Origin of the sequence: Pseudonocardia alaniniphila, assembly GCF_022524485.1 — a bacterium.
GTDB classification, from domain to species: Bacteria; Actinomycetota; Actinomycetes; order Mycobacteriales; family Pseudonocardiaceae; genus Pseudonocardia; species Pseudonocardia alaniniphila.
In genome coordinates this window covers 61662-82150 of sequence record NZ_JAKXMK010000031.1, presented here as the reverse complement: position 1 = coordinate 82150, position 20489 = coordinate 61662, and the positions used below count along the sequence as shown (strand labels likewise).

Below are 20489 nucleotides of genomic sequence, written 5' to 3'. Positions count from 1 at the left end.
CGCTACTCCGCGCTCCTCGCCCGTACCGCGGCGGCGATGCGCTCCAGCTTCGCGGGGTTCATGACCCAGTAGACGCGGTCGATGCCGTCCGCGGTCACGTTCACCGTGAACCACACCACCGGCACGCCGTCCCGGCTGGCCAGAACGGACGGGCGGCCGTTGGCATCGACCCAGTCCACCCGCATCCCCGGCCAGAACCGCGAGGCGAACGCCGCGATGAACTTCGCCACGCGCACGCGACCGAACACCGGGAAGCGCGACGCGTCCCGGACGGTGCCACCGCCGTCCGTGTAGCTGGCGACCTCCGCGGCGAACAGCGACTCCAGCTCGTCGAAGTCGCCTGCCTGCGCCGCGGAGAGGAACGCCTCGAGGAGTTTGTGCTGCGCAGTCGCGTCGACGGACTTCTGCCGCTCCGCCGCCACGGCCTGCCGCGCCCGGCTGAGCAGCTTGCGCGCGTTGCTCACCTTGGTCTGCAGCACCTCGGCGATGCGGGCGTACGGGTAGTCGAACGCCTCGCGGAGCACGAACGCCGCCCGCTCGGTCGGCGAGAGCTTCTCCAGCAGCACGAGCACCGCGGTCTCCAGAGCCTCGCCCCGCTCAGCGCCGAGCTGAGGATCGGCGGTGGTGTCGACCGGTTCGGGAAGCCAGGGACCCACGTAGGTCTCGCGCCGCGCGCGGGCCGTCTGCGTCGCGTTGATCGCCAGCCGGGTGGTCATCGTGACGAGGAAAGCGGTGGCGTCCCGCACCGCGGTGCGGTCATACGCCTGCCACTTCACCCAGACGTCCTGCACGATGTCCTCGGCATCGGCGACACTGCCGAGCATCCGGTACGCGATCCCGAACAGGCGCGGGCGCAGCCGGGCGAAGTCGTCCGCCACCGCGTCCAGCCCGTTGTCCGGAACTGGCGGCCCATTTCCGGTGCTACCCACGACCCAGCCGCCGTCCGGTCAACGTTGACATGACACACCTCCTGGGACCGGGCCGGGATCGACCGCAACCCCATGATCTCCCCCGTCGATCCGGCCAGGGCACGGTGTCCGGAGACTCACACCTCAGGGCACGCTACAAGGAGCTACGCCGTACGACGGCCTGCCGGCTGCGGAGCGAGCGTGACGAGCAGGGCCGGGTGATCGGTAGAGCCGCGCAGGTCGATCGTGCGTGAGCTGTCGACGACGAACTCGGGTGTCACGACGACATGCTGTCGCCCGCCGTCGTCGGCGACCGTGGAACCGGCCGGGAGACAGGACATGAGGTCAGCGCTGTCACCGGACCCGAGGTTCAGGTCACCGCCCAGCACCAGCGGCGCCGCCCCGTCTCGCGCGCGCAGCGCTGCGATGACCGTGCCGAACATGTACCTGCACTGGGCAACCGTCACCTCCCGCTTGGTGTAGGCCAGGTGCGTGGTGCAGACGGTGACGGCCGGAGTAGCCGCAACGTCCAGACACAGCCACGCCCGCTCCTCCGGGTCCTCGCTGTCCTGGGCCGGATAGATCCCACTGTCGGTGGAGGACCCCGGCACCGCCGGCCACCGCGAGAGCAGGCCGATGCCGTACTGCTGGCCGTTGCGACAGCGGTACGGATCTCCCGTGCGTCCGTCACGTGCCGCTTGGAACGACGACGTGACCATGCCGCCGGGCACCACATCGGCGAGCGCCCGTTCGAGGGCCGACACGTCGTCCTGACAGACCTCGTTCAAGGTGACGAGGTCGGGTGCCTCGGCGCGAATCACCGCGGCGGCCTCGGCCGTCGACCGGCCGGTGTAGCAGCCGGCGATGCCGCTGCTGCACAGGTTCATCTGCAGCACCCGCACCGGCCCGGCCTGCACGCCACCTACCGGGTCCGGCCGACCAGGCGGGGGCTCCACCGCGTTCGACCCGGTCGTCATCCCGGCGCATCCCGCCAGGCACGCGACCAGGCAGCCGACAACAGCCGCCCGCAGCCCTCGGTACGACCTGTCGCGCATGCCCGTCTCCCCATCCCCGGCTCCCCGTCGCGCGGGGGCGTTCGACCCTACGGTCCCGGATCGGGCCGAGGCCACCGTAGGAGGACACGCTCGTCGCTGTCGGGACCGGAGCACTGGTCATCCGCCCCGTTGCATCGCGCTTCTCCACGCTCAAATGGCCCCTCCGATCTGCTCGGAAATGACCCACGACGGCGCGCCACACCGGCTCTAGGGTTGGTTCACGGCCGCGTTGGCAACGACGTGTCACGGGTGCCACGCAGGTGAACTCCTCAAAGTGCGGCCGAGCGGGTGTTCACCATCCAGAGATGACGAGAAAACCAGGAGGAAACGATGGCGATCCCAACCGATGGTGGTCACACCGATGAGAAATTGAGAATCTTCCTCGCCGGCGCGTCCGGCGTGATCGGACAGCGGCTGATTCCCCTGTTGGTTCAGGACGGGCACGTGGTCAGTGGCATGACGCGCTCACCCAGCAAGGTGGGAATGCTGCGCCATCTCGGCGCCGAACCGACCGTTTGCGATGTCTTCGATCGCGAGGCACTCATCCAGGCGGTTCGCGACTTCAACCCGGACGTCGTGCTGAACGAGCTGACCGACCTGCCGGATGACGTGGCCCAGATCGGTGCGCTCGCAGACCTGAACGCTCGCATCCGGACCGAGGGAACCCAGAACCTGATCGAGGCTGCACGGCGCAGCGCGTCGCCGAAGATTCTGACGCAAAGCGTCGCCTGGCAACTTCCCGATGGTCCCGATGCCCGAGCTGTCGCAGAACTGGAGCGTGCCGTTCTGGCCGAGGGCGGAGTCGTGTTGCGCTACGGACAGTTCTACGGGCCCGGCACCTACAACGAGCAGCAGATTCCCACGGAACCTCGGGTCAGCATCGACCGAGCTGCCGAACTGACGGTGAAGGCACTGGGCGAGCCGGCCGGTGTCGTCGTCATCACCGACTGAGCGCCGGGCGGCTACGTCGAGCACGACAGCACCCACCGGTGTCACTGATGTGCCATCAGCACCTGCCCGCCGGCCGCACTTCGCCAGACTCCGTCGCTGCGATCCGGAGCCTGCGGCGGAGGCGGTTCGGCGGGCTTCCCCGTGCGTAGATACGGGCCGCCTGGGCGTCACCGGGTTCTCGGCACCCCACAGTGTGGTGACGGCGCGCCGGTCCGGGAAAAGGGGATTCCTGTCCCGGTAGGTGTTGTAGAGCGAATCACGCAAGACGCCGGGAGCCACCGTGCTGCCCTGTGTCGATCGCGTCTTTGACACTGCCGCCAAGGTATGCAAGCCTGTCAATGTTGACAGTGCCGCCAAGCATGGGCAATGTGCCGCTCGCCCCGCCGACGGCGTGGCACACATGAGCCGAATACTGCCCAACCTCCCTCCGCCTTCGAAGGAGCCTTTGATGAGCCCTGTCTTTGGCCTGCAAGGACGCCATACCTTTTCCATCGAGACCGGTGGCATCGCCGCGCCCGACTCGGAATATCTTATTCCGCAGATCGTCCGCCACAACGGTGTGATTCCACGAGGGAATGTGGTCAAATGGTGCCTGGGGTTGAGGGGTACCCCAGTTCATCATCCGAACGTCGAGATGATCGGCCGAGCCGCCGATCTTGCGCAGATGGCGGATGGGCGCACTTGCGACCGTCGACAGACAGTGGGTCAGCCCAGCGACCGCACGGTCAGGGCGCGGGCGGGAGCAATGCGCCGATCAGTGCGGCGGCCGTGCCCCTGAGGCGCTCGTGATCCTGGTAGACGCTTTCCACGATCACGTTCCCCCGACTCATGGTGACCAGCACCCGCGCCGCCTCCACCGGAGAGATGGTTAGTCGGGCTCGGGCATCATCAGCGCAGAGCCGCTCACACATGAGCCGCTCCAGGTTGTCGAGCAGATCCCGAAGTACCGCGTTGATGCGTTCCCCGTCCGCGCGGATGTCGATGGCCGTCTTGGTCGTCAGGCATCCGCGCGGCGGGACGCCTGTGGCCATGGACGTGAAGCTGAAGTCGAAGAAGTCGATCAGGGCGCCGTCGATGCTCGGATTGGCGAGCAGCTGCGCCACCTCGGCGAGGAACTGCTTGGCGTAGTCCTCGAAGACGTGCAGGAACAGGGTTTCCTTGTCCTGGTAGGCGTTGTAGAGCGATCCACGCAGCACGCCGGAGGCCGTCGCGATGTCCTGCATGGAGGTCGCGCCGTAACCCTTGGCCCAGAAGACCTCCAGGGCTCGCTCCAGGGTCGCCTTCTCGTCGAACTGCCGCCGCCCAGCCACGTGGAGAGCATACCCGTCTTTGACACCTCCGCCAAAGTATGCGAGCTTGTCAAAGATGACAGGGCTGTAACGCATGGGGCCGGGCACTTTTCCGATCCCTCCATCTCCAAGGAGCCTTCGATGAGCTCTCCCCCTCTTGACCTGCAAGGACGCCGCACCCTCATCACCGGAGCCGGCAGCGGCATCGGCCGCGCCCTGGCCCTCGAACTAGCCGCTCGCCATGGCACCCTGGCACTGGCTGGCCGGCGCCCCGAGCCGTTGGCAGAGACCGCAACCCTGGTCGCCGAGCGCGGCGGCACCGCGCACACGATCACCAGCGACCTCACCGCCGACGGCGAACCCGAACGCGTCGTCACCGAGGCCGTCGCTGCGCTCGGCGGGCTCGACATCCTGGTCAACAACGCCGGGAACGTGCGGGCGGCGGCGCTCGAGGACATCGACGTGGCCGACATCCGCGCCATGATCGAGCTCAACCTGCTCGTGCCCATCCTCATGACGCGGGCCGCGCTGCTGCACCTGCGCGCTGCAGGCGCCCAGCACGGACACGCCGCCCTGGTCGGCATCGCCGCGAGCGCCGGCCTGCTCGGCACGCCCTTCTACGCCACCTACGCGGCCACCAAGGCCGGCCTCATCCGATTCGACGAAGCAGTGCGCCGGGAGCTGTACGGCAGTGGCGTTCACGTCGCCACGGTTTACCCCGGCCCGGCCGACACACCCATGATGGCGACGACCCGAGCCGGCGCAGACCTCGGCTACAGGCTCCGCCCCGTCGACCAGTTGGTCGCGGAGATGATTGCCGGCCTCGAGGAGCGTGGAATCAACATCAACACCCAACTCCCCGAGCGCCGCGCGATGGAGGAGCTCAACGCGAGGGACCCGCTCGCCGTCGACGCCTCCCTCGCACCGAAGCTCGCTCAACTCCGAGCCGCCGTCAGCACACACCGCAGCATCTGACCCGGCATGGATTTCACCGAGATAACGGGCTTCCGGGTGCGCCCGGTGGTTGTGCCGCTCCGACGGCCATTGCGCACAGCTTCGGGTGAGATCCCAGCGAGTCCGCTGCTGTTGATCGACGTAACCACCGAAGGTCGCGTCACGGGAAATTCCTATGTGTTCGCGTACACCGAGTCCGCCCTACCAGCGATGGTCGCCATTGCGGCGGAGCTCGAACACGACCTGATCGGACGGTCCGCTTCGCCGGAAGCTCGCCTCGATCGACTCCACGCCCGTTTTCGCCTACTCGGCCTGCCGGGCCTGCTCGGAATGGTGATCTCCGGAGTGGAGATGGCGCTGTGGGACGCGCTGGGCAAAAGACTCGGCGCCGGAGTCGCCAGCCTTCTCGGCGGCGAACCGGTCGCCGTCCCGGCTTACGACAGTTTCGGCATGGTCAATCCGGCAAAGGACGCAGAGCAATTGCGCCGCTCCGTCGAAGCCGGCTTCCGCGGAGTGAAGATCAAACTCGGCTATCCCGACGTCGAAGACGATCTGGACGTTGTTCGCTGGGCCCGGAAGGTCGTCGGCGCGAACACGGAACTGATGGTGGACTACAATCAGTCACTCCGCACACAGGAGGCAGAGAGACGTATCGAGCGGCTTCGCGACCTCGACGTCGCATGGATAGAAGAGCCCATCGCCGCCGAGGACCTTGCCGGCCACTCCCGACTTCGCCGGCTGGCCGGCGGGAAGCTGCAATCCGGGGAGAACTGGTGGTTTCCGAGCGGCTTCCAGACCGCCCCTGCACGTGGGTGCGAGCGACTTGGTGATGCCCGACCTGGTGAAGGTCGGCGGCTTCACCGGCTGGCTGGAAGCTGCGCGGCTAGCAGAGACCGCCTCCATTCCCGTGAGCAGCCATATGCTCGTCGAGGCCAGTGCTCACGCGCTCGCCGTGACGCCCACGCGGCACTGGCTCGAATATCTCGATATCGCAGGACCGGTTCTGCGGAGCCCGCTCCGTCCTGCTGACGGGAACATTACAGCCCAAGGTCCTGGGATCGGAATTACCTGGGACTGCGATGCCGTAAACAAGTATGCAGTCTGATCAAGGTGAAGGAGTTGAACTGACATGGCGGGTCTATATCCTGAAGTCACACACCATACCGCTCGACTGAACGGACTGAAGCAGCACTACGTCACCGCGGGCGATGGACCACCGGTTTATCTCCTCCATGGCTTCCCCGAGACCTGGTTCGGGTGGCGGAAGCAGATACCGGTGCTAGCCCAGCGCTATACGGTCGTGGCGCCGGACCTGCGAGGGTACGGATTGTCGGACAAGCCGGCGGTCGGTTACGACAAACGGACCATGGCGAACGACGTGGTCGCACTCATGGACCACCTCGGCCACCAGACCATCGCATTGGTGGGGCACGACAGGGGTGCTCGTGTCTCCACACGGTTCGCAAAGGATCATCGGGGCCGCGTGGACCGACTGGTCATCCTCGACAATGTGCCGACCCGCGTGCTCTCGAGCACGTTTGATCTCGATCGCGCCCGGGCGGGGTACTGGATCTTCCCGTTCATGGGAGTGCCCGACCTTCCCGAGAAGCTGATCGGCAGTGGCAACGAGGAAGCGTTCTTGACCCACCTCTTCCGCACCTGGTCCTACAACCCGCAGATGTTGAGCGCCGACGAGGTCGAGGTGTATGTCAAGAACTATCAGCAGCCCGGCACGCTGCGCGGATCATTCGCCGACTATCGGGCGATGGCGGAGGACACGGCGCAGGACATCGAGGACGAGAACGTCCTGATCGACTGTCCGGTCCTCACGATGTGGGGCGCCGAGTCCGACGTCGTCGGTAGGGCATACGACGTCGCGGAGGTCTGGCGCGGAATGGCGAAGAATGTGACAACCATCCCGATTCCGGAATGTGGTCACCTCTGCCAGGAGGAGCGCCCCGATTTCGTGAACGCCGAGTTGCTCAAGTTCTTGGCGAGCTGGAACGGCTCCTGACATAGAGGAAGGAGATACATGGTATCGATCAATGGATCGACCGTCCTCGTCACGGGTGGGCAACGCGGCCTGGGCAAAGCGTTCGTCGAGGCCGCGCTCGATCTGGGCGCGGCCAAGGTGTACGCAACCGCCCGCAGCCCGAGGCCCAGCGCAGACCCGCGAGTTGTGCCACTCCCCCTCGAAGTCACCGACCCGCGCTCGGTGGCCGCACTCGCCGACCAGGCCCGCGATGTGTCCATCGTCATCAACAACGCAGGCGTGACACTGCGCAGGCCACTCATCAGCACGCCGATCGACGAGATCAAAAATCATTTCGAGACCAACTTCTTCGGCGTACTTCGCGTCACCCAGGCTCTCGCACCCACCCTCGCAGCCAACGGCGGCGGAGCGTTGATCAACGTCCACTCGGTGCTGTCCTGGGCCGCCGGAGCGGGCGCGTACGGTGCGGGCAAAGCCGCGCTGTGGTCGGCGACGAACTCCTTTCGTGTCGACCTGGCGGCCCAAGGAACCCAGGTCGTCGGGGTTCACCTGGGATACACCGCGACGGATCTGACCGCCGACCTCGACGTCGTGAAGAGCGATCCTCACGAGGTGGCCCGTGAGGCGCTGCTGGCTGTCGAGATCGGGCAGACGGAGGTGCTGTCCGACGACGTGAGCCGCCAGTTCAAAGCCGCGCTCTCCGGCCCGGTCGAAGGACTCGAGTTCGCCCTCGTCGACGGCCACCTGATGGCCAGGCACCCGACGGCCGGCACGGCCGTCTGAACAGCCGGTCGACAACAAGATCGGAGATTCGAGGCCGGTGCTGGTCACTCTGGACGAGAACATCAACAACCCCGCCTGCGGGACGTGCGCGTTCGCCGTCCGCTAGGCCGGTTCATCGCTCGACGTGGCCGGGTCGCCACGCCGTTCCCGGGTCCTCCACGTCTCACCTGACACGTTAGGAGATCACGTGCCCCGCCTGTACGTCAGCGGTATCGTGCCCGCCCCGGTCGAGAAGGTCTGGGCAAAGATCCGCGACTTCAACGAAATGCCCAGCTGGCACCCCAACGTCGAGAAGAGCTCCCTCGACACCGGGAGGTCCGGCGCGGAGGTGGGCGCCGTTCGCCGTCTCATCCTGGCCGACGGGAGAGAGGCGCTCGAGCGGCTCATCGCGCTCGACGACGGCGACCACACCTTTACCTACGAGTTGATGGGAAGCCCGTTCCCAGGGCTGAGGCGCTACATCGCGAGCTTGCGCCTCGCCCCGATCACGCGTTCGAACCACACCTTCCTCGAGTGGTGGTCGGAATACGACGCGGATGCGGAGGACGAGGCCGGACTCACGCATACATTCACTGGTTCGGTGTACGAGAGCGGGATCGAGGCGTTGCAGGGATGCTCCACGGGCTGACGCAGACGCAGTCAGCGAAGGGGATGGCTCACACGGCCTCGCAGGCTCGAGTAGCAAGCCTCGCTGATTCCCAACAGAAGGGACGCTAGATCGATGTCCGGAATAAAGTTATCCCTGCTGGACCTCGGCCGAATGGCCGTCGACGACGGATACTTCATTCGAGGGTGCAATGCCGTTGCCACGTCGAATCCGCATCCTCAGTACGATCGCCGCGATGTTGCCATCTTGGCAGCGGTGGTCGAGCACCCCAAAATCGGGCCGATTCTTTTCGATACCGGATGTCGACAGAACGCCGAAGAAGAATGGCCCGAGCGCGCTTGGGACCTCTTTCCCATGACTCGATACGAGGAGGAGCATCACCTCGACCGCGCACTCCAAGCCGCGGGCTACGGCGTCGACGAGATCAAGGCCGTTGTCATCAGCCATCTGCACCTGGACCACGGCGGAGGACTCGAGCATTTCCAGGGCACAGACGTTCCAATTTATGCGCACGAATTAGAGATCAAGGAGCACTACTATGCCGTTGCAACCAAAGAGGGCGGCGCATACCTGCCAATCGACCTCAACTGGGAGCTGAACTGGCAGCCCATCCATCGAGAGGAGACCGAACTGTTCGACGGTGTCACCCTTCGGAACATGCCCGGACACACGCCTGGCTTGCTCACCATGCAGGTCGAGACCCAGAGTTCCGGACACTTCGTGCTGGCTTCTGATCATTACCACGTGCGAGACCTGTTCGAGCAGGACGGCCTGGTGCAGGGGTGGTTCGGCAATGACTTGTACGGGTGGTCCCGTTCTCATCGATGGATGAAGCACCTGCAGAAGCGTTACGACGCAACGATGGTCTACGGCCATGACGTCTCCGTGTTCGAGCATCTGAAGGCTCAGAGCGAGCAGTTCGACTGAATGCCAATCTGCACTCAGCGACCCGGGCAACCGGGCCGCTGCAGCGCGGAAAGAGCCACAATTGCCGCTCTGAGCCGATGGGGGCAACTCGATGCTCCATTCTCAGGATCCGCTCTCTTGGGAGCGGCTTGGTGGATGACGATATCGGTCGCCCGAGATCGATCGTGTGGTCCAGCAGCTGGAGCGCCGATCACGAAGCCAATTCATTACGGGATCGGGCGTACTATCCGGACCGTGAAGGACGTTGCGATCTGCATGGGTGACGGGTAAGCGGCCCCGACGATGTGAGCGGCTCGGTGCCGAGTGGGAGACGCATCGACCCGCGGTCTTCGGCGCGGCCTACCGGCTGCTGGGGAGTGCGGCCGATGCCGAGGACGTGGCCCTCATCGCCCTGTGGTCGGAGGTGGAAGGAACGCCGCCGCGGCGGGCCTCGACCCGCTCCTGATCGAGCTACTGAAGATCCGCACCTCCCAGATCAACGGCTGCGCATTCACACCCGTGACGCCCTCGAGAAGGGCGAGAAACCCGACCGGATCGCCGTACTGCCCGGATGGGAGGAGACCGGCTGCTTCTCCGAGATCGAACGCGCCGCTCTCCGCCTGACCGAGGCGATCACACGTGTGTCTGACGGACACGTCAGCGACGAGGAGTACAACGCCGCGGCGGCCGCACTCACCGCAGATCAGGTCTCGGCAATTGCCTGGCTGACCACGGTGGTGAACACCTTCAACCGCGTCGTGATCACCAGCCGGTTCTCCGTCGGCAGCTGACCTCGACGGTGACACCGGCGGTGATACAGGCGCCGGCGTCTCCACCGTCGTGACGATGATGGTGGAATCAGTCGCAGCTTCTGCGGGCTGCCGCGGCTCACCCGGGCACGGAGGCGTCCGACGGCGTACGTCCACCCGCCACGCGATCTGCCCAGGGCAAGCCGCAGCGGACCGAACCGCCGGAGGCGTAGAGCCGGCGTTGTAGCGTCCGGTCGGACAACCTGCGGCGAGGGGGAACGCATGGCCGGCCGTCGCGACCACGCCACGCTCCAGACGATCGCCAGCGAGATCGGCGTGACGCCGTCGACGGTTTCCCGCGTGCTGAACTCGGCTTCGGACTCGTCGGCCCGGCGATGGGCGTCGGCCGACACGATCCGCCGGGTGCGTGAGTCGGCAGCGGCACACGGGTACAGCCCGGATCCTCAGGCCGTCGGGCTTCGCACGCGCCGTTCCAACCTGATCGGCGTTGTCGTCCCGAGGCTGCAGGACTACGTCCTGGCGACGATCTACGAGGGCATCGACGAAGCCGCACGAGGGGAGGGCTTCGCCACGCTCGTGACCAACTCGCTCGACGACCCGAAGAAGCACGAACTCGTCGTCGAGACGCTGCTCTCGCGCCGGGTGGAGGGGTTGATCCTCGGGGATGCGCACATCGACGGGACGTACCTGGACACCGTCGCCGAGAGGGGTGTGAAGTTCGTCCTGGTCTCGCGGCGTGCCCGGGACTTCATATCCGTGACCTGCGACGACCACCTGGGCGGCCGGCTCGTGGCTGAGCACTTGCTGGCCACCGGCCGCAGCAACATCGCGATCCTGGCCGGCGAGCCGTATGCCTCCACCGGGATCGACCGGACGCAGGGAGCCGTCGATGCCCTTCGGGCCGCGGGCGTCGACGTGTCCGCAGACCTGGTGGTGCACGGCCCGTTCGACGTTCAGGGTGGGCGCCAGGCCACCGAGCGGATCCTCTCCAGGCACCCCCTGCCTGATGCGATCTTCGCCACGAACGACTTCGCCGCCATCGGCGCCATGGGGGCGCTGCGCGACCGTGGGATCACGATTCCCGACGACGTCGCGCTCGTCGGTTACAACGACACGGCCCTGGCCGCGGCCCTCCCCGTCCCGTTGACGACCGTGCGATCGCCCATGCACGAGATCGGGCGACGGGGTCTGGCCCTGCTGCTGGCGATGCTGCGGGACGAGCCGGTGGAGTCGCAACGCCTCACCCCCACGCTCGTGATCCGCGAATCGACGGGAACCGGGCGGCGAGCCCCGGCCCCTGCGCCGGTGACGGTCCGCGATGAGTCGGTCCCACAGCGACGCGACGCACGAGGGGTGTGTCACACGCTCGCAGCATGCCTGGACCCGCCGGGTTAATTTGCGAGTGACCCCCGCAAAGCCACCCCCTCGGGGTACCGAGCGTTGCACAAACGTTTGAGTGGCTTCCCAAACGTTTGTGGCCGCCCGCCGCCAGCGGATTGCAAAGGAGCGACATGGCAAGCACCTCAGGGGACTTCGGCATGCCGCCGCCGGGCGCGTCGGCGCAGCCGTGGAGGCGCCCGGTCACCACGAAGACGATCACCTACGTCAGCGTCATCACGTTCCTCGCCTGGGTGATGTCGGTCTACGACTACACACTCTTCGGGACGCTCCTGCCCGTGCTGGCCAAGGAATTCGGCTGGTCGACGAGCGGCGCGACCGCCGTGAACACATTCGCGACGATCGGTGTGTTCGTCGTTTCTCTGGTCGTCGGCCCGATTCTCGACAAGGTCGGCCGGAAGAAGGCCCTCGTCGTCCTGATGACCGGCGGCGCACTCGCTTCGGGACTCACCGGGCTCGTCGCCGGGGCGGTCAGCGTCGTCATCATCCGGTCCTTCACGGGGCTGTCGCTGTCCGAGGAGGTGGTCAACTCCGTCTACCTCAACGAGATGCTGAGGAAGGTCCGGAACCGGGGGTTCCTCTACAGCCTCGTTCAGTCGGGTTGGCCCGTGGGCGCGCTGCTGTCCGCGGGCATCACGGCGCTGCTCCTGCCGCTCGTCGGGTGGCGCTGGTCGTTCGTCGTCGCCGCCGTCCTGGCGGTCCCGATGATCCTGCTGGCGCTCCGGCTTCCCGAGTCGCCCACCTTCCAGGCGATGAAGGAGGTGAAGCGGTTACGGCAGACCGGTGACGAGGCGAGCGCCCGTGCCCTCGCCGAGGAGTACGAGGTGCCCCAGCTCCTGCAGGACACGACGCAAGGCGGTCTACGCCAGGTCTTCGCTCCGGGCCTGCGACGCCACACGATCAGCCTGGCGCTCGCCTGGCTGACCAACTGGATGGGCATCCAGGTCTTCTCCGTGCTGGGCACCACGGTGCTCGTGGGCGCGAAGCAGGTCTCCTTCGAGAACGCGCTCATCGTGCTCGTGCTGTCCAACATCGCGGGGTTCGCCGGCTACCTCTTCCACGGGTGGGTCGGCGACCGGATCGGGCGAAAGCTCACCATCGCACTCGGATGGACCGTGGGCGGTGTGATCAGCATCCTGATGCTGGTGCTCCCGACCGGCACCGGGCTGACGATCACCCTCTACGCCCTCACGCTCTTCTTCCTCAACGGTCCGTACGCCGCGATGCTCTTTTACATGGGAGAGTCGTTCCCGGCGCACGTCCGTGGGACAGGGGCGAACGTCGCGCACGTGATGGCCCCGCTCGGCGGTATCGCGGGATCGGCGCTGCTCAGCATTCTGCTGGCGGACGGAATGTCCATGACCGTTGCCGCCATCTCGGCAGGCTCGGTCTTCATGCTGATCTCCGGTGTGCTGATGATCGGCACCAAGACCACGAACCGCCGTGGCGATCGGGTCAGGGAACAGGTGGAGGCTGCCGCATGAACAGGGATGACGGGCTCGAGGGCAAGGTCGCCGTGATCTCGGGAGGCGCCAGCGGCATCGGCCGGGCACTCGCGGTCGCCTACACGCGGGCAGGTGCGCACACGGTCGTCGGGTTCTTTCCCGGAGACCCCCACGACGTCGGTGAGACGGTGGCCGCGGTCGAGTCGGAGAACGGGCGCTGCGAGGCGGTCGAGCTCGACGTCCGGTCCTTCGAGCAGACCGAGCGGATCGCCCAGGCCGCACTGGACACGTTCGGCAGGCTCGACATCGCCGTCGCCGCCGCCGGCATCCTGCGCCGTCAGTCCATCGGGGACATGACCGACTCGGCCTGGGACGACATGCTGGCCGTGGACCTGAGCGGCGTGATGCGGGTGTTCCGGTCCTGCGCGGCGAGGATGAACCGCGCCGGCGCCATGGTGGCGACCTCGTCGATCGCAGGCGGCGTCTACGGGTGGGAGGACCACAGTCACTATGCGGCGGCCAAGGCCGGTGTCCTCGGGCTCTGCCGCTCTCTCGCCGTCGAGCTCGCGCCACTGGGCATCCGGGTCAACGCGGTGATCCCCGGTCTCATCGAGAGCCCCCAGTCGCTCGACAGCGTGAACTCCCTCGGACCGGAAGGTTTGCGAGAGGCGGGGAAGATCATTCCTGCCGGCCGCGTGGGCACCGTCGACGAGGCAGCGCGTGCAATCCGGTTCCTCACATCCGACGATGCCGCGTACGTCACCGGGCAGAGCCTCGTCGTCGACGGTGGCCTCATGGTCCGTTGGCCGAGCTGAGGAGGTCCTCGAGTTGAGCAAGCTGGACGGCCAGGTCGCCGTCGTCACCGGGGCGTCGAGCGGGATCGGCGCGGCCATCGCGAGATCCTTCGCGAAGGAAGGGGCCACACTGGCGCTGCTGGACGTCGCCCCGATCCCCGCTGACCTCGCATCCCTGGAGGCGGTGAGCACCCACACCGTCGATGTCACCGATTCCGACTCGGTCAAGGACGCGATGGCAGCCGTCGTCGATCGGCACGGCCGGTTGGACATCCTGGTCTGCGCGGCCGGAATTCTCGACGAGGTGCCGTTCCTGGAGCTGACGCCCGAACGGTTCGACAAGACCCTCGCGGTCGACCTCAGAGGCGTGTTCCTGGCCGCGCGCTGGGCCGCTCCCTACATGGCGGAGGCAGGCAAGGGCCGCATCATCAACATCGCGTCCCAGCTGGGTATCAAAGGGGGCATCAACCTGGCGCACTACGTCGCCGCCAAGGCCGGCGTCATCGGCCTCACCAAGGCGCTCGCGCTGGAGCTCGCACCGCGCGGCGTCCTGGTCAACGCGATCGCCCCCGGACCGATCGAAACCCCGCTCATCGAGGGCCTGTCTGCCGAATGGAAGGAGAACAAGGCCGCCGAGCTGCCGCTCGGCCGGTTCGGCAGGCCCGAGGAAGTGGCGCCGACGGCGCTGCTGCTGGCGAGCTCCCCCGATGGCGATCTCTATGTCGGCCAGACGCTCGGACCCAACAGCGGGGACGTGATGCCGTGAAGACCGGAACGTTCCCGGCGTGCACAGGCGGCTGAATGGCGGGAACGGTCGACGGGTCGTCCACTCGCGTTCCCGAAGGCCCGGTGGTACCCACATAGGAGAACGGGGCGTTTCCGATCTCGTGCCCCTACATCTGATCCGAGACTGTCCGTCAATCCGTGAGGAAGATGCGCTGTGGCCAAGGAAATCTTTGTTGCGTTCGGAATCGATGTCGACGCTGTCGGTGGATGGCTGGGGTCCTACGGGGGCGAGGACTCCCCGGATGATATTTCGCGGGGGATGTTCGCAGGAGAGGTCGCCGTGCCCCGGCTGAACGACCTGCTCGCGGAGTACGACCTGCCGGCCACCTGGTTCTGGCCCGGCCACTCGATCGAGACGTTCCCTGAGCAGTTCGACCAGGTGGTCGCCGCTGGCCACGAGATCGGTGCGCACGGCTACAGCCACGAGAACCCGATCGCCATGACCCGCACTCAGGAGTCGGACATCCTCGACTACTGCATCGAGCTGATCGAGAAGCGCGCCGGAAAGCGGCCGACCGGCTATGTGGCCCCATGGTGGGAGTTCTCCCCCGTCACCAACGAGCTGCTGCTCGAACGCGGCATCAAGTACGACCACTCGTTGATGCACCGCGATTTCGAGCCCTACTACGTGCGCGTCGGCGACTCGTGGACGAAGATCGACTACTCGAAGAACGCCCGGGAATGGATGAAGCCACTCGTCAGGGGAACGGAGACCGACCTCGTCGAGATCCCCGCGAGCTGGTACCTGGACGACCTGCCGCCGATGATGTTCGTCAAGGCGAGCCCCAACAGCCACGGATTCGTGAGCCCCCGCCACGTCGAGGATCTGTGGCGAGACCAGTTCGACTGGGTCTACCGCAAGCTGGACTACGCGGTGTTCACGATGACGGTCCACCCTGACGTCTCGGGTCGGCCGCAGGTGTTGCTGATGCTCGAGCGCCTCATCAAGCACATCAACACGCACGAAGGCGTCCGCTGGTCGACCTTCGACGCCATCGCGGAGGACTTCAAGCAGCGCAGGCCGCGGCAGTGATCGCTCAGGGCCGCTGACCGCGCCCGCCGTGGAGCTGGGCGATGAGCGAGAGCACAACAGCGGGACCGTCGTCGGCACGGACCAGGCGAGCGAGTTCGGTGGCGCGGTCGCGATAGGTCGATCCGTCGAGGCAGGACCGCAAGGTGGCGGTCAGGTTGTCGGCCGTCAGCTCGTCCAGCGGCAGTGGGTGCGGTGCAACGCCGAGGCGGTGCAGCCTGGCCGCCCAGAAGGGCTGGTCGAGCAGCACGGGCACCGGGATCGCCGGTACTCCCGCACGCAGCCCGGCCCCGGTGGTGCCGGCCCCGGCGTGGTGGACCACGGCAGCCATCCGGGGGAACAACCAATCGTGTGGCATGTCCCCGACAACGAGGATGTCGTCACCGACGGGTCCGAGTTCGGCCCAGCCGGACTGGACGACAGCGCGCACGCCTGCACGTTTCACTGCGGCTGCGACGACGTCGTGCAGTCGTTCGTGGTTCGGGGTCATGCTGCCGAACCCGACGAACACCGGAGCGGGACCGGCCCCGAGGAAGTCGACCAGTTCCTCCGGGGGCTGCCATCGCGGCGATGTCGCCGGCCACCAGTATCCGGTCACGTGCGTTGTGGCGGGCCAGTCGGCGGGCCGCGGGATCACTGCCGGGCTGAAGCCGTGGCAGATCGGCCAGTCATCCGGCGGGCCCGGCGCCTCCGCGGTGGCGGCAGGGAGATCGAGCCGGGCGCGCAGCCGCCGCAGAACGTCGGCGTAGAGGGAGGCGGTCCGGGCCAGCAGTTCACGGCCCGCGGCGATGTTGTCGGCCGGTGAGACCTGCCCGGTGACGGGCCGGCCCGGTGGTGGGAACTCCCGGGTGGGGACCCCTGGCACAAGATAGACGCCGAGGCTCGGGATGCCGAAGCCGTCGGCGACGACCCGGCTCAGCGGGGCCGGGCCGAAAGCGGTGAGCAGGATGTCGGTGCCGGCGGCCACGGCGGCTGTCACGCCCTCGCCCAGCTCGTCGAGGAACGCGGCGAAGACCGCTTGCGCGGCGTCCGGCGAGGGAGCGGCCGTGCGGGCGCGCACGAGCTCGAGCGGATCACCGGGAAGGACCCGATGCTCCAGCCCGCGCTCGCGCACGAGATCGGCGAACCGGTCGTGCGCGGCCAGCGCTACCTGGTGGCCTGCCTGCTGCAGCCGCTGCCCCAGACCCGTGAACGGCGCGACATCACCTCGCGAACCCGCTGTCACGATCAGAATCCGCATCACGTTCTCCCGTCGTACCGCTGCGCTCCCCGGGTGCGTTGCGCGCACACGACCGATGAGTTTCGCCTCTCCGCGTCGTCTGGATGGTGGGACGTCCCGTTCCGCGCGAGATGACGAGGAGCGTGCACACCGTGGCCGAGGAGAACGTGAGCGCCACCCTGATCGTGGCCGAGCCCGCCGCGAGGGTGTTCGCGATGCTGGCGGATCCGACGATCCATTCCGCGATCGACGGCACCGGCTGGGTTCGGGAAGCTGTCGACCGGGCCCCGCTGACCGAGGTGGGTCAGTTCTTCCGGATGGACATGTACCACGCCAACCATCCGGAAGGTGGATACCAGGTGGCCAACAAGGTCGCGGTGCTCGACCCACCGTGCGCCATCGGCTGGCTGACGGGGCAGGAGAAGGACGACGGTCACCTGGAGTTCGGCGGCTGGATCTGGCGTTACGACCTTGCCCCACTCGGTCCGTCCGAGACCGAGGTCACGCTCACCTACGACTGGTCGGCCGTGCCGCAGTACATCCGGGAGTACCTCCAGTTCCCGCCGTTCGGCCCCGAGCATCTCGTCAATTCGCTGCACCACCTGGCTGGTCTCGTCGCACCGACGTCCCGGGCCCGGACGCCCGGCGGCTGACTGGCCGACCCGGGATACGCCCGGCTCGGGATGCCGGACATCGCGGCTGCGACCGGGTTCCGTAGTCTCAGGACGTTCGGACGGGCTTTCCGGCGGCAGTACGGAATGTCACCTGGCAGCTGGCGTTGTGAGCACTGCCACCCCGGATCAGCTGCCGCAACCCTGACGCAGGAAATGCCTCCCCGCTGAGCAGAAAATGCCGTCCGCGCTGAGGGCCCGATGCAGTCAACTGGGTCGACTCGACGGTTCCTCGGAAGGACGTTCATGCCCGCCATCACGGGTCCTCGAACTCGAAGCGATTCGGTACATCCCGCCCATCCCGGACCGAACGACGGGCCCGCGGTGTGCATTCCGTCGCGACGGTTCACGGCCGGCGATCGCGAGACGGACTGTTGGTACCCGCTCCACCGGATGTGCCCGGTTCGCCCGCGGTCCACGGATGACCGGCGGGAGTGGAAGCAGATTCGATGACCTTTCAGCTGGGGGCCTACAGCTTCGGCAACACACCGTTGTCCGACGGCGACGGCCTCGGCCCGACCTCACAGGCAATTCGCGATCTGCTGGAGACCATCAGGTTGGCCGAACAGGTCGGGCTGGACTTCTTCGGCGTGGGCGAGCATCACCGCCACATCATGCCGATCTCCTCGCCTTCGTCCGTGATCAACGCAGCGGCCGCCGTGACAACGCGCATCGGACTGGGCAGCACGGTGATCGTGCTGTCCACCGACGACCCGGTGCGGGTCTACCAACAACACGCCACGGCGGCGGCCCTGGCCCCGGGGCGTGTCGAGATCACCGCCGGCCGGGGATCGGGGATCGATTCGTATCCGTTGTACGGCTACCCGCTCAAGGACCGCGACTCATTGTTTGCGGCCAAGCTCGACCTGTTGTTGTCGGTCAACGAGGCCGAGCGGGTCACCTGGGACGGGCCGCACCGTGCGCAACCGCTGCGCGATGCCTTGGTGGTGCCCCGCGCAGATCCTCCGATGAAGATCTGGCTCGGTTCCGGCGGCAGCCCGCAATCCTCCATACGCGCCGGCAACCTCGGCCTGCCGATCGCCTACGGCATCCTCAACGGCACCGCCGAGCACTGGGCCGGCATCGCCGCGGCCTACCGGGAGGCGGGCCGCCGCGCCGGACACGACCCGGCGCGCCTCGAGGTCTCCGTCGCAACGCACGGCTTCGTGTCCGATGACGGCCGCGCTGCCAAGGAGAACTTCTACCGGCATGAGAGCTCGGTTCTGAGGACCGTCGGCCGGGCCGTTCCCGACCGGGCCTACTTCGACGCCAACTACGCACCCGGTGGCATGACCATGGTCGGCGAGCCGAGTGAGATCGCCGACCGGCTCATCGCCTTCCAGCACAAGCTCGGCCACAGCCGACAGATCCTGCAAATGGATCTCGGCGGAATCCCCCACCGGGAAGTACTTCGCTCCATCGAACTGCTGGGCACCTCAGTCGCCCCGAAAGTACGGGCAGAGCTGGGATGAGCGCCATTCGCCGGGCGTGGTTGTACGCCACAGCCCGCAACCATTTTACCGATATCTGGCGGGCGCGCTCCAAGGAGCCCGCGACCGTGAGTCTCGCCCGGCACCGTTAGATCACGGACGCGCCACGCCTTTCGCACGCTCCAGACACTGATAAGCGAGGTAGAAATTGCGACGGGACGAAATCGATCCTGGCGATGGCCGGCAGCGCCGACCGCAGGACGGCAACACCGGATCTCTCCCTTGTTTCGCACCGGTATATGCCCCGACGCTCGGTCGTGCACCGATGCACGCGCTCGTCCGGCTTCTCGACCCGGCCACCGAGACGACCGGGCCGATCACAGGTTTCGGCCCGATCGGCGACTCCGAGCACGTCCTCACCCATCAATGCGCCGGCACTCCGATCGGCGAACGCATCGTGGTCAGCGGCCAGGTCCTGGACGCCGGTGGCCGCCCGATCACCCGCAACCTGGTGGAGATCTGGCAGGCCAACTCCGCCGGGCGCTACGCCGCCCCCGCCGACCACTACGACGCCCCACTCGATCCCAACTTCACCGGCACCGGACGCTGCCTCACCGACACCAACGGCTGGTACCGCTTCACCACGATCATGCCCGGCAGCCACCGCTCGGATCTCCGATGCGACGCCTGGCGCCCACCCCATATCCACTTCTCGATCATGGGTACCACTTTCAACCAACGCCTGATCACTCAGATGTACTTCCCCGGCGACCCCCTCCTGCGCGAAGACTCCGTCGTGCAAGCCGCCCCCGAACCACAGCGATCCCACCTCATCAGCCGACTCGACCACGCCATCGGCGAGAACGGCTGGGCCCGCGGCTATCGCTTCGACATCGTGCTGCCCGACGTCCCCGACCCGCCCGCCGAGCATGGCCCCCACACGGGGGCATCGGCCGACGCCTGGCAGACACCACCACAAACCATCGGACCGTTCTTCGCTCCCGCGCTCCTGCGGTCGCACTGGCACAACTCCGCCCCCGAGAACGACCCCACCGCCATCGAACTCACCGGCACGATCTACGACGGCGCACGCAAACCCGTTCCCTACGCCATGATCGAAACCTGGCAACCCGATCCCGGTGCCACCAGCAACGGTCACTTCACCCGCACCAGCACCGGGTCCAGCGGCCACTACCGGCTGCGCACCGCACGACCCCGACGCACCCCCACCAGCGCCGACGCGGCGCCGCACATCGCGCTGTCGCTGTTCACGTCCGGACTCAACGACCGTGTCATCACCCGCGTCTACCTCGCCGACGACCCGTCCGGCAACGCCACCGATCCCGTCCTCGCTGCTGTTTCCGCCGACCGCCGGCACACACTGCTCGCCCATCCCGAACCCAGCAGCCCGACCACCCGCTACCGCTTCGACATCACCCTGCAGGGCAACGACGAGACCGTCTTCTTCCTCGTCTGACCCTCGGGACTCACCGCCCAACG

22 protein-coding genes and 2 pseudogenes are annotated in these 20489 nt (G+C 67.0%); 20 read left to right on the top strand and 4 right to left on the bottom strand.

Annotated features, from left to right (window positions below):
* Positions 1 to 2: 2 nt before the first annotated feature.
* Positions 3 to 929, bottom strand: a complete 927-nt coding sequence (locus MMF94_RS31645; RefSeq protein WP_241041084.1) for an RNA polymerase sigma-70 factor — start codon at positions 927 to 929, stop codon at positions 3 to 5.
* 143 nt (positions 930 to 1072) lie between these two features.
* Positions 1073 to 1963: an endonuclease/exonuclease/phosphatase family protein gene (locus tag MMF94_RS31640; RefSeq protein ID WP_241041083.1), complete on the bottom strand. Its 891-nt coding sequence runs from the start codon at positions 1961 to 1963 to the stop codon at positions 1073 to 1075.
* A 330-nt stretch (positions 1964 to 2293) separates the two neighbouring features.
* Between MMF94_RS31640 and MMF94_RS31635 the strand changes: the two genes are divergently transcribed.
* Positions 2294 to 2914: an NAD-dependent epimerase/dehydratase family protein gene (locus tag MMF94_RS31635; protein ID WP_241041082.1), complete on the top strand. Its 621-nt coding sequence runs from the start codon at positions 2294 to 2296 to the stop codon at positions 2912 to 2914.
* A gap of 725 nt (positions 2915 to 3639) precedes the next feature.
* Here the strand turns inward: MMF94_RS31635 and MMF94_RS31630 are convergent.
* A complete protein-coding gene (locus tag MMF94_RS31630; protein ID WP_241041081.1) occupies positions 3640 to 4224 on the bottom strand; it encodes a TetR/AcrR family transcriptional regulator in 585 nt (194 codons plus the stop codon).
* A 120-nt stretch (positions 4225 to 4344) separates the two neighbouring features.
* On the opposite strand from MMF94_RS31630, the gene MMF94_RS31625 reads away from it, so the two are divergent.
* The 15 genes and pseudogenes from MMF94_RS31625 to MMF94_RS31560 all read left to right on the top strand — a co-directional run bounded on the left by MMF94_RS31625 (position 4345) and on the right by MMF94_RS31560 (position 15672).
* Positions 4345 to 5178 carry an SDR family NAD(P)-dependent oxidoreductase gene (locus tag MMF94_RS31625; RefSeq protein WP_241041080.1) on the top strand — a complete coding sequence of 278 codons (834 nt, stop codon included), beginning with the start codon at positions 4345 to 4347 and terminating at the stop codon, positions 5176 to 5178.
* 6 nt (positions 5179 to 5184) lie between these two features.
* A pseudogene (locus MMF94_RS31620) lies at positions 5185 to 5955 on the top strand (enolase C-terminal domain-like protein); the annotation flags it as partial.
* Between the two features lie 31 nt (positions 5956 to 5986).
* The gene (locus MMF94_RS43840; protein ID WP_379660366.1) at positions 5987 to 6262 is read left to right on the top strand and encodes an enolase C-terminal domain-like protein; all 276 of its coding nucleotides are present in this window, start codon (positions 5987 to 5989) and stop codon (positions 6260 to 6262) included.
* 24 nt (positions 6263 to 6286) lie between these two features.
* On the top strand, positions 6287 to 7171 hold the full coding sequence (locus MMF94_RS31615) for an alpha/beta fold hydrolase (protein ID WP_241041078.1): 885 nt from the start codon (positions 6287 to 6289) through the stop codon (positions 7169 to 7171).
* A gap of 18 nt (positions 7172 to 7189) precedes the next feature.
* Positions 7190 to 7933, top strand: coding sequence for an SDR family oxidoreductase (locus MMF94_RS31610; RefSeq protein WP_241041077.1), 744 nt, complete (start codon positions 7190 to 7192; stop codon positions 7931 to 7933).
* Between the two features lie 187 nt (positions 7934 to 8120).
* A complete protein-coding gene (locus MMF94_RS31605) occupies positions 8121 to 8561 on the top strand; it encodes an SRPBCC family protein (protein WP_241041076.1) in 441 nt (146 codons plus the stop codon).
* A gap of 132 nt (positions 8562 to 8693) precedes the next feature.
* Positions 8694 to 9467, top strand: a complete 774-nt coding sequence (locus tag MMF94_RS31600; protein ID WP_241041075.1) for an N-acyl homoserine lactonase family protein — start codon at positions 8694 to 8696, stop codon at positions 9465 to 9467.
* A gap of 259 nt (positions 9468 to 9726) precedes the next feature.
* Positions 9727 to 9912, top strand: a complete 186-nt coding sequence (locus tag MMF94_RS31595) for a sigma factor (protein ID WP_241041158.1) — start codon at positions 9727 to 9729, stop codon at positions 9910 to 9912.
* Positions 9833 to 10015 (top strand): annotated as a pseudogene (locus MMF94_RS31590) (hypothetical protein); the annotation flags it as partial. The gene MMF94_RS31595 and the pseudogene MMF94_RS31590, both read left to right, overlap by 80 nt.
* 72 nt (positions 10016 to 10087) lie before the next feature.
* Positions 10088 to 10237 (top strand): carboxymuconolactone decarboxylase family protein, encoded by a 150-nt coding sequence (locus MMF94_RS31585; RefSeq protein WP_241041157.1) that lies wholly within the window; start codon positions 10088 to 10090, stop codon positions 10235 to 10237.
* A 240-nt stretch (positions 10238 to 10477) separates the two neighbouring features.
* Positions 10478 to 11611 carry a LacI family DNA-binding transcriptional regulator gene (locus tag MMF94_RS31580; RefSeq protein WP_241041074.1) on the top strand — a complete coding sequence of 378 codons (1134 nt, stop codon included), beginning with the start codon at positions 10478 to 10480 and terminating at the stop codon, positions 11609 to 11611.
* A gap of 116 nt (positions 11612 to 11727) precedes the next feature.
* The gene (locus MMF94_RS31575) at positions 11728 to 13098 is read left to right on the top strand and encodes an MFS transporter (protein ID WP_241041073.1); all 1371 of its coding nucleotides are present in this window, start codon (positions 11728 to 11730) and stop codon (positions 13096 to 13098) included.
* Positions 13095 to 13874 carry an SDR family NAD(P)-dependent oxidoreductase gene (locus MMF94_RS31570; RefSeq protein WP_241041072.1) on the top strand — a complete coding sequence of 260 codons (780 nt, stop codon included), beginning with the start codon at positions 13095 to 13097 and terminating at the stop codon, positions 13872 to 13874. Before MMF94_RS31575 ends, MMF94_RS31570 begins: the two co-directional genes overlap by 4 nt.
* 13 nt (positions 13875 to 13887) lie before the next feature.
* Entirely contained in the window at positions 13888 to 14619 is a 732-nt protein-coding gene (locus MMF94_RS31565) for an SDR family NAD(P)-dependent oxidoreductase (RefSeq protein ID WP_241041071.1), read from the top strand.
* A gap of 174 nt (positions 14620 to 14793) precedes the next feature.
* Positions 14794 to 15672 (top strand): polysaccharide deacetylase family protein, encoded by an 879-nt coding sequence (locus MMF94_RS31560; RefSeq protein ID WP_241041070.1) that lies wholly within the window; start codon positions 14794 to 14796, stop codon positions 15670 to 15672.
* 4 nt (positions 15673 to 15676) lie between these two features.
* On the opposite strand, the gene MMF94_RS31555 is transcribed toward MMF94_RS31560, so the two are convergent.
* On the bottom strand, positions 15677 to 16909 hold the full coding sequence (locus tag MMF94_RS31555; protein WP_241041069.1) for a glycosyltransferase: 1233 nt from the start codon (positions 16907 to 16909) through the stop codon (positions 15677 to 15679).
* Positions 16910 to 17040: 131 nt separating this feature from the next.
* On the opposite strand from MMF94_RS31555, the gene MMF94_RS31550 reads away from it, so the two are divergent.
* The 4 genes from MMF94_RS31550 to pcaG all read left to right on the top strand — a co-directional run bounded on the left by MMF94_RS31550 (position 17041) and on the right by pcaG (position 20466).
* Positions 17041 to 17541: an SRPBCC family protein gene (locus MMF94_RS31550; RefSeq protein WP_241041068.1), complete on the top strand. Its 501-nt coding sequence runs from the start codon at positions 17041 to 17043 to the stop codon at positions 17539 to 17541.
* 30 nt (positions 17542 to 17571) lie between these two features.
* Positions 17572 to 17730: a helix-turn-helix domain-containing protein gene (locus MMF94_RS43835; protein ID WP_379660367.1), complete on the top strand. Its 159-nt coding sequence runs from the start codon at positions 17572 to 17574 to the stop codon at positions 17728 to 17730.
* Between the two features lie 278 nt (positions 17731 to 18008).
* Positions 18009 to 19031 (top strand): LLM class flavin-dependent oxidoreductase, encoded by a 1023-nt coding sequence (locus MMF94_RS31545; RefSeq protein ID WP_241041067.1) that lies wholly within the window; start codon positions 18009 to 18011, stop codon positions 19029 to 19031.
* Between the two features lie 283 nt (positions 19032 to 19314).
* On the top strand, positions 19315 to 20466 hold the full coding sequence (gene pcaG / locus MMF94_RS31540; RefSeq protein ID WP_241041066.1) for a protocatechuate 3,4-dioxygenase subunit alpha: 1152 nt from the start codon (positions 19315 to 19317) through the stop codon (positions 20464 to 20466).
* The last annotated feature ends 23 nt before the right edge of the window (positions 20467 to 20489 follow it).

Bases quoted from the DNA above. Each gene is read 5' to 3' on its own strand.
- MMF94_RS31640 (WP_241041083.1), bottom strand. From the start codon at position 1,963: ATGCGCGACAGGTCGTACCGAGGGCTGCGGGCGGCTGTTGTCGGCTGC.
- MMF94_RS31635 (WP_241041082.1), top strand. From the start codon at position 2,294: ATGGCGATCCCAACCGATGGTGGTCACACCGATGAGAAATTGAGAATC.
- MMF94_RS31625 (WP_241041080.1), top strand. From the start codon at position 4,345: ATGAGCTCTCCCCCTCTTGACCTGCAAGGACGCCGCACCCTCATCACC.
- MMF94_RS43840 (WP_379660366.1), top strand. From the start codon at position 5,987: ATGCCCGACCTGGTGAAGGTCGGCGGCTTCACCGGCTGGCTGGAAGCT.
- MMF94_RS31615 (WP_241041078.1), top strand. From the start codon at position 6,287: ATGGCGGGTCTATATCCTGAAGTCACACACCATACCGCTCGACTGAAC.
- MMF94_RS31610 (WP_241041077.1), top strand. From the start codon at position 7,190: ATGGTATCGATCAATGGATCGACCGTCCTCGTCACGGGTGGGCAACGC.
- MMF94_RS31600 (WP_241041075.1), top strand. From the start codon at position 8,694: ATGGCCGTCGACGACGGATACTTCATTCGAGGGTGCAATGCCGTTGCC.
- MMF94_RS31580 (WP_241041074.1), top strand. From the start codon at position 10,478: ATGGCCGGCCGTCGCGACCACGCCACGCTCCAGACGATCGCCAGCGAG.
- MMF94_RS31575 (WP_241041073.1), top strand. From the start codon at position 11,728: ATGGCAAGCACCTCAGGGGACTTCGGCATGCCGCCGCCGGGCGCGTCG.
- MMF94_RS31570 (WP_241041072.1), top strand. From the start codon at position 13,095: ATGAACAGGGATGACGGGCTCGAGGGCAAGGTCGCCGTGATCTCGGGA.
- MMF94_RS31555 (WP_241041069.1), bottom strand. From the start codon at position 16,909: ATGCGGATTCTGATCGTGACAGCGGGTTCGCGAGGTGATGTCGCGCCG.
- MMF94_RS43835 (WP_379660367.1), top strand. From the start codon at position 17,572: ATGCCGGACATCGCGGCTGCGACCGGGTTCCGTAGTCTCAGGACGTTC.
- MMF94_RS31545 (WP_241041067.1), top strand. From the start codon at position 18,009: ATGACCTTTCAGCTGGGGGCCTACAGCTTCGGCAACACACCGTTGTCC.
- pcaG (WP_241041066.1), top strand. From the start codon at position 19,315: ATGCACGCGCTCGTCCGGCTTCTCGACCCGGCCACCGAGACGACCGGG.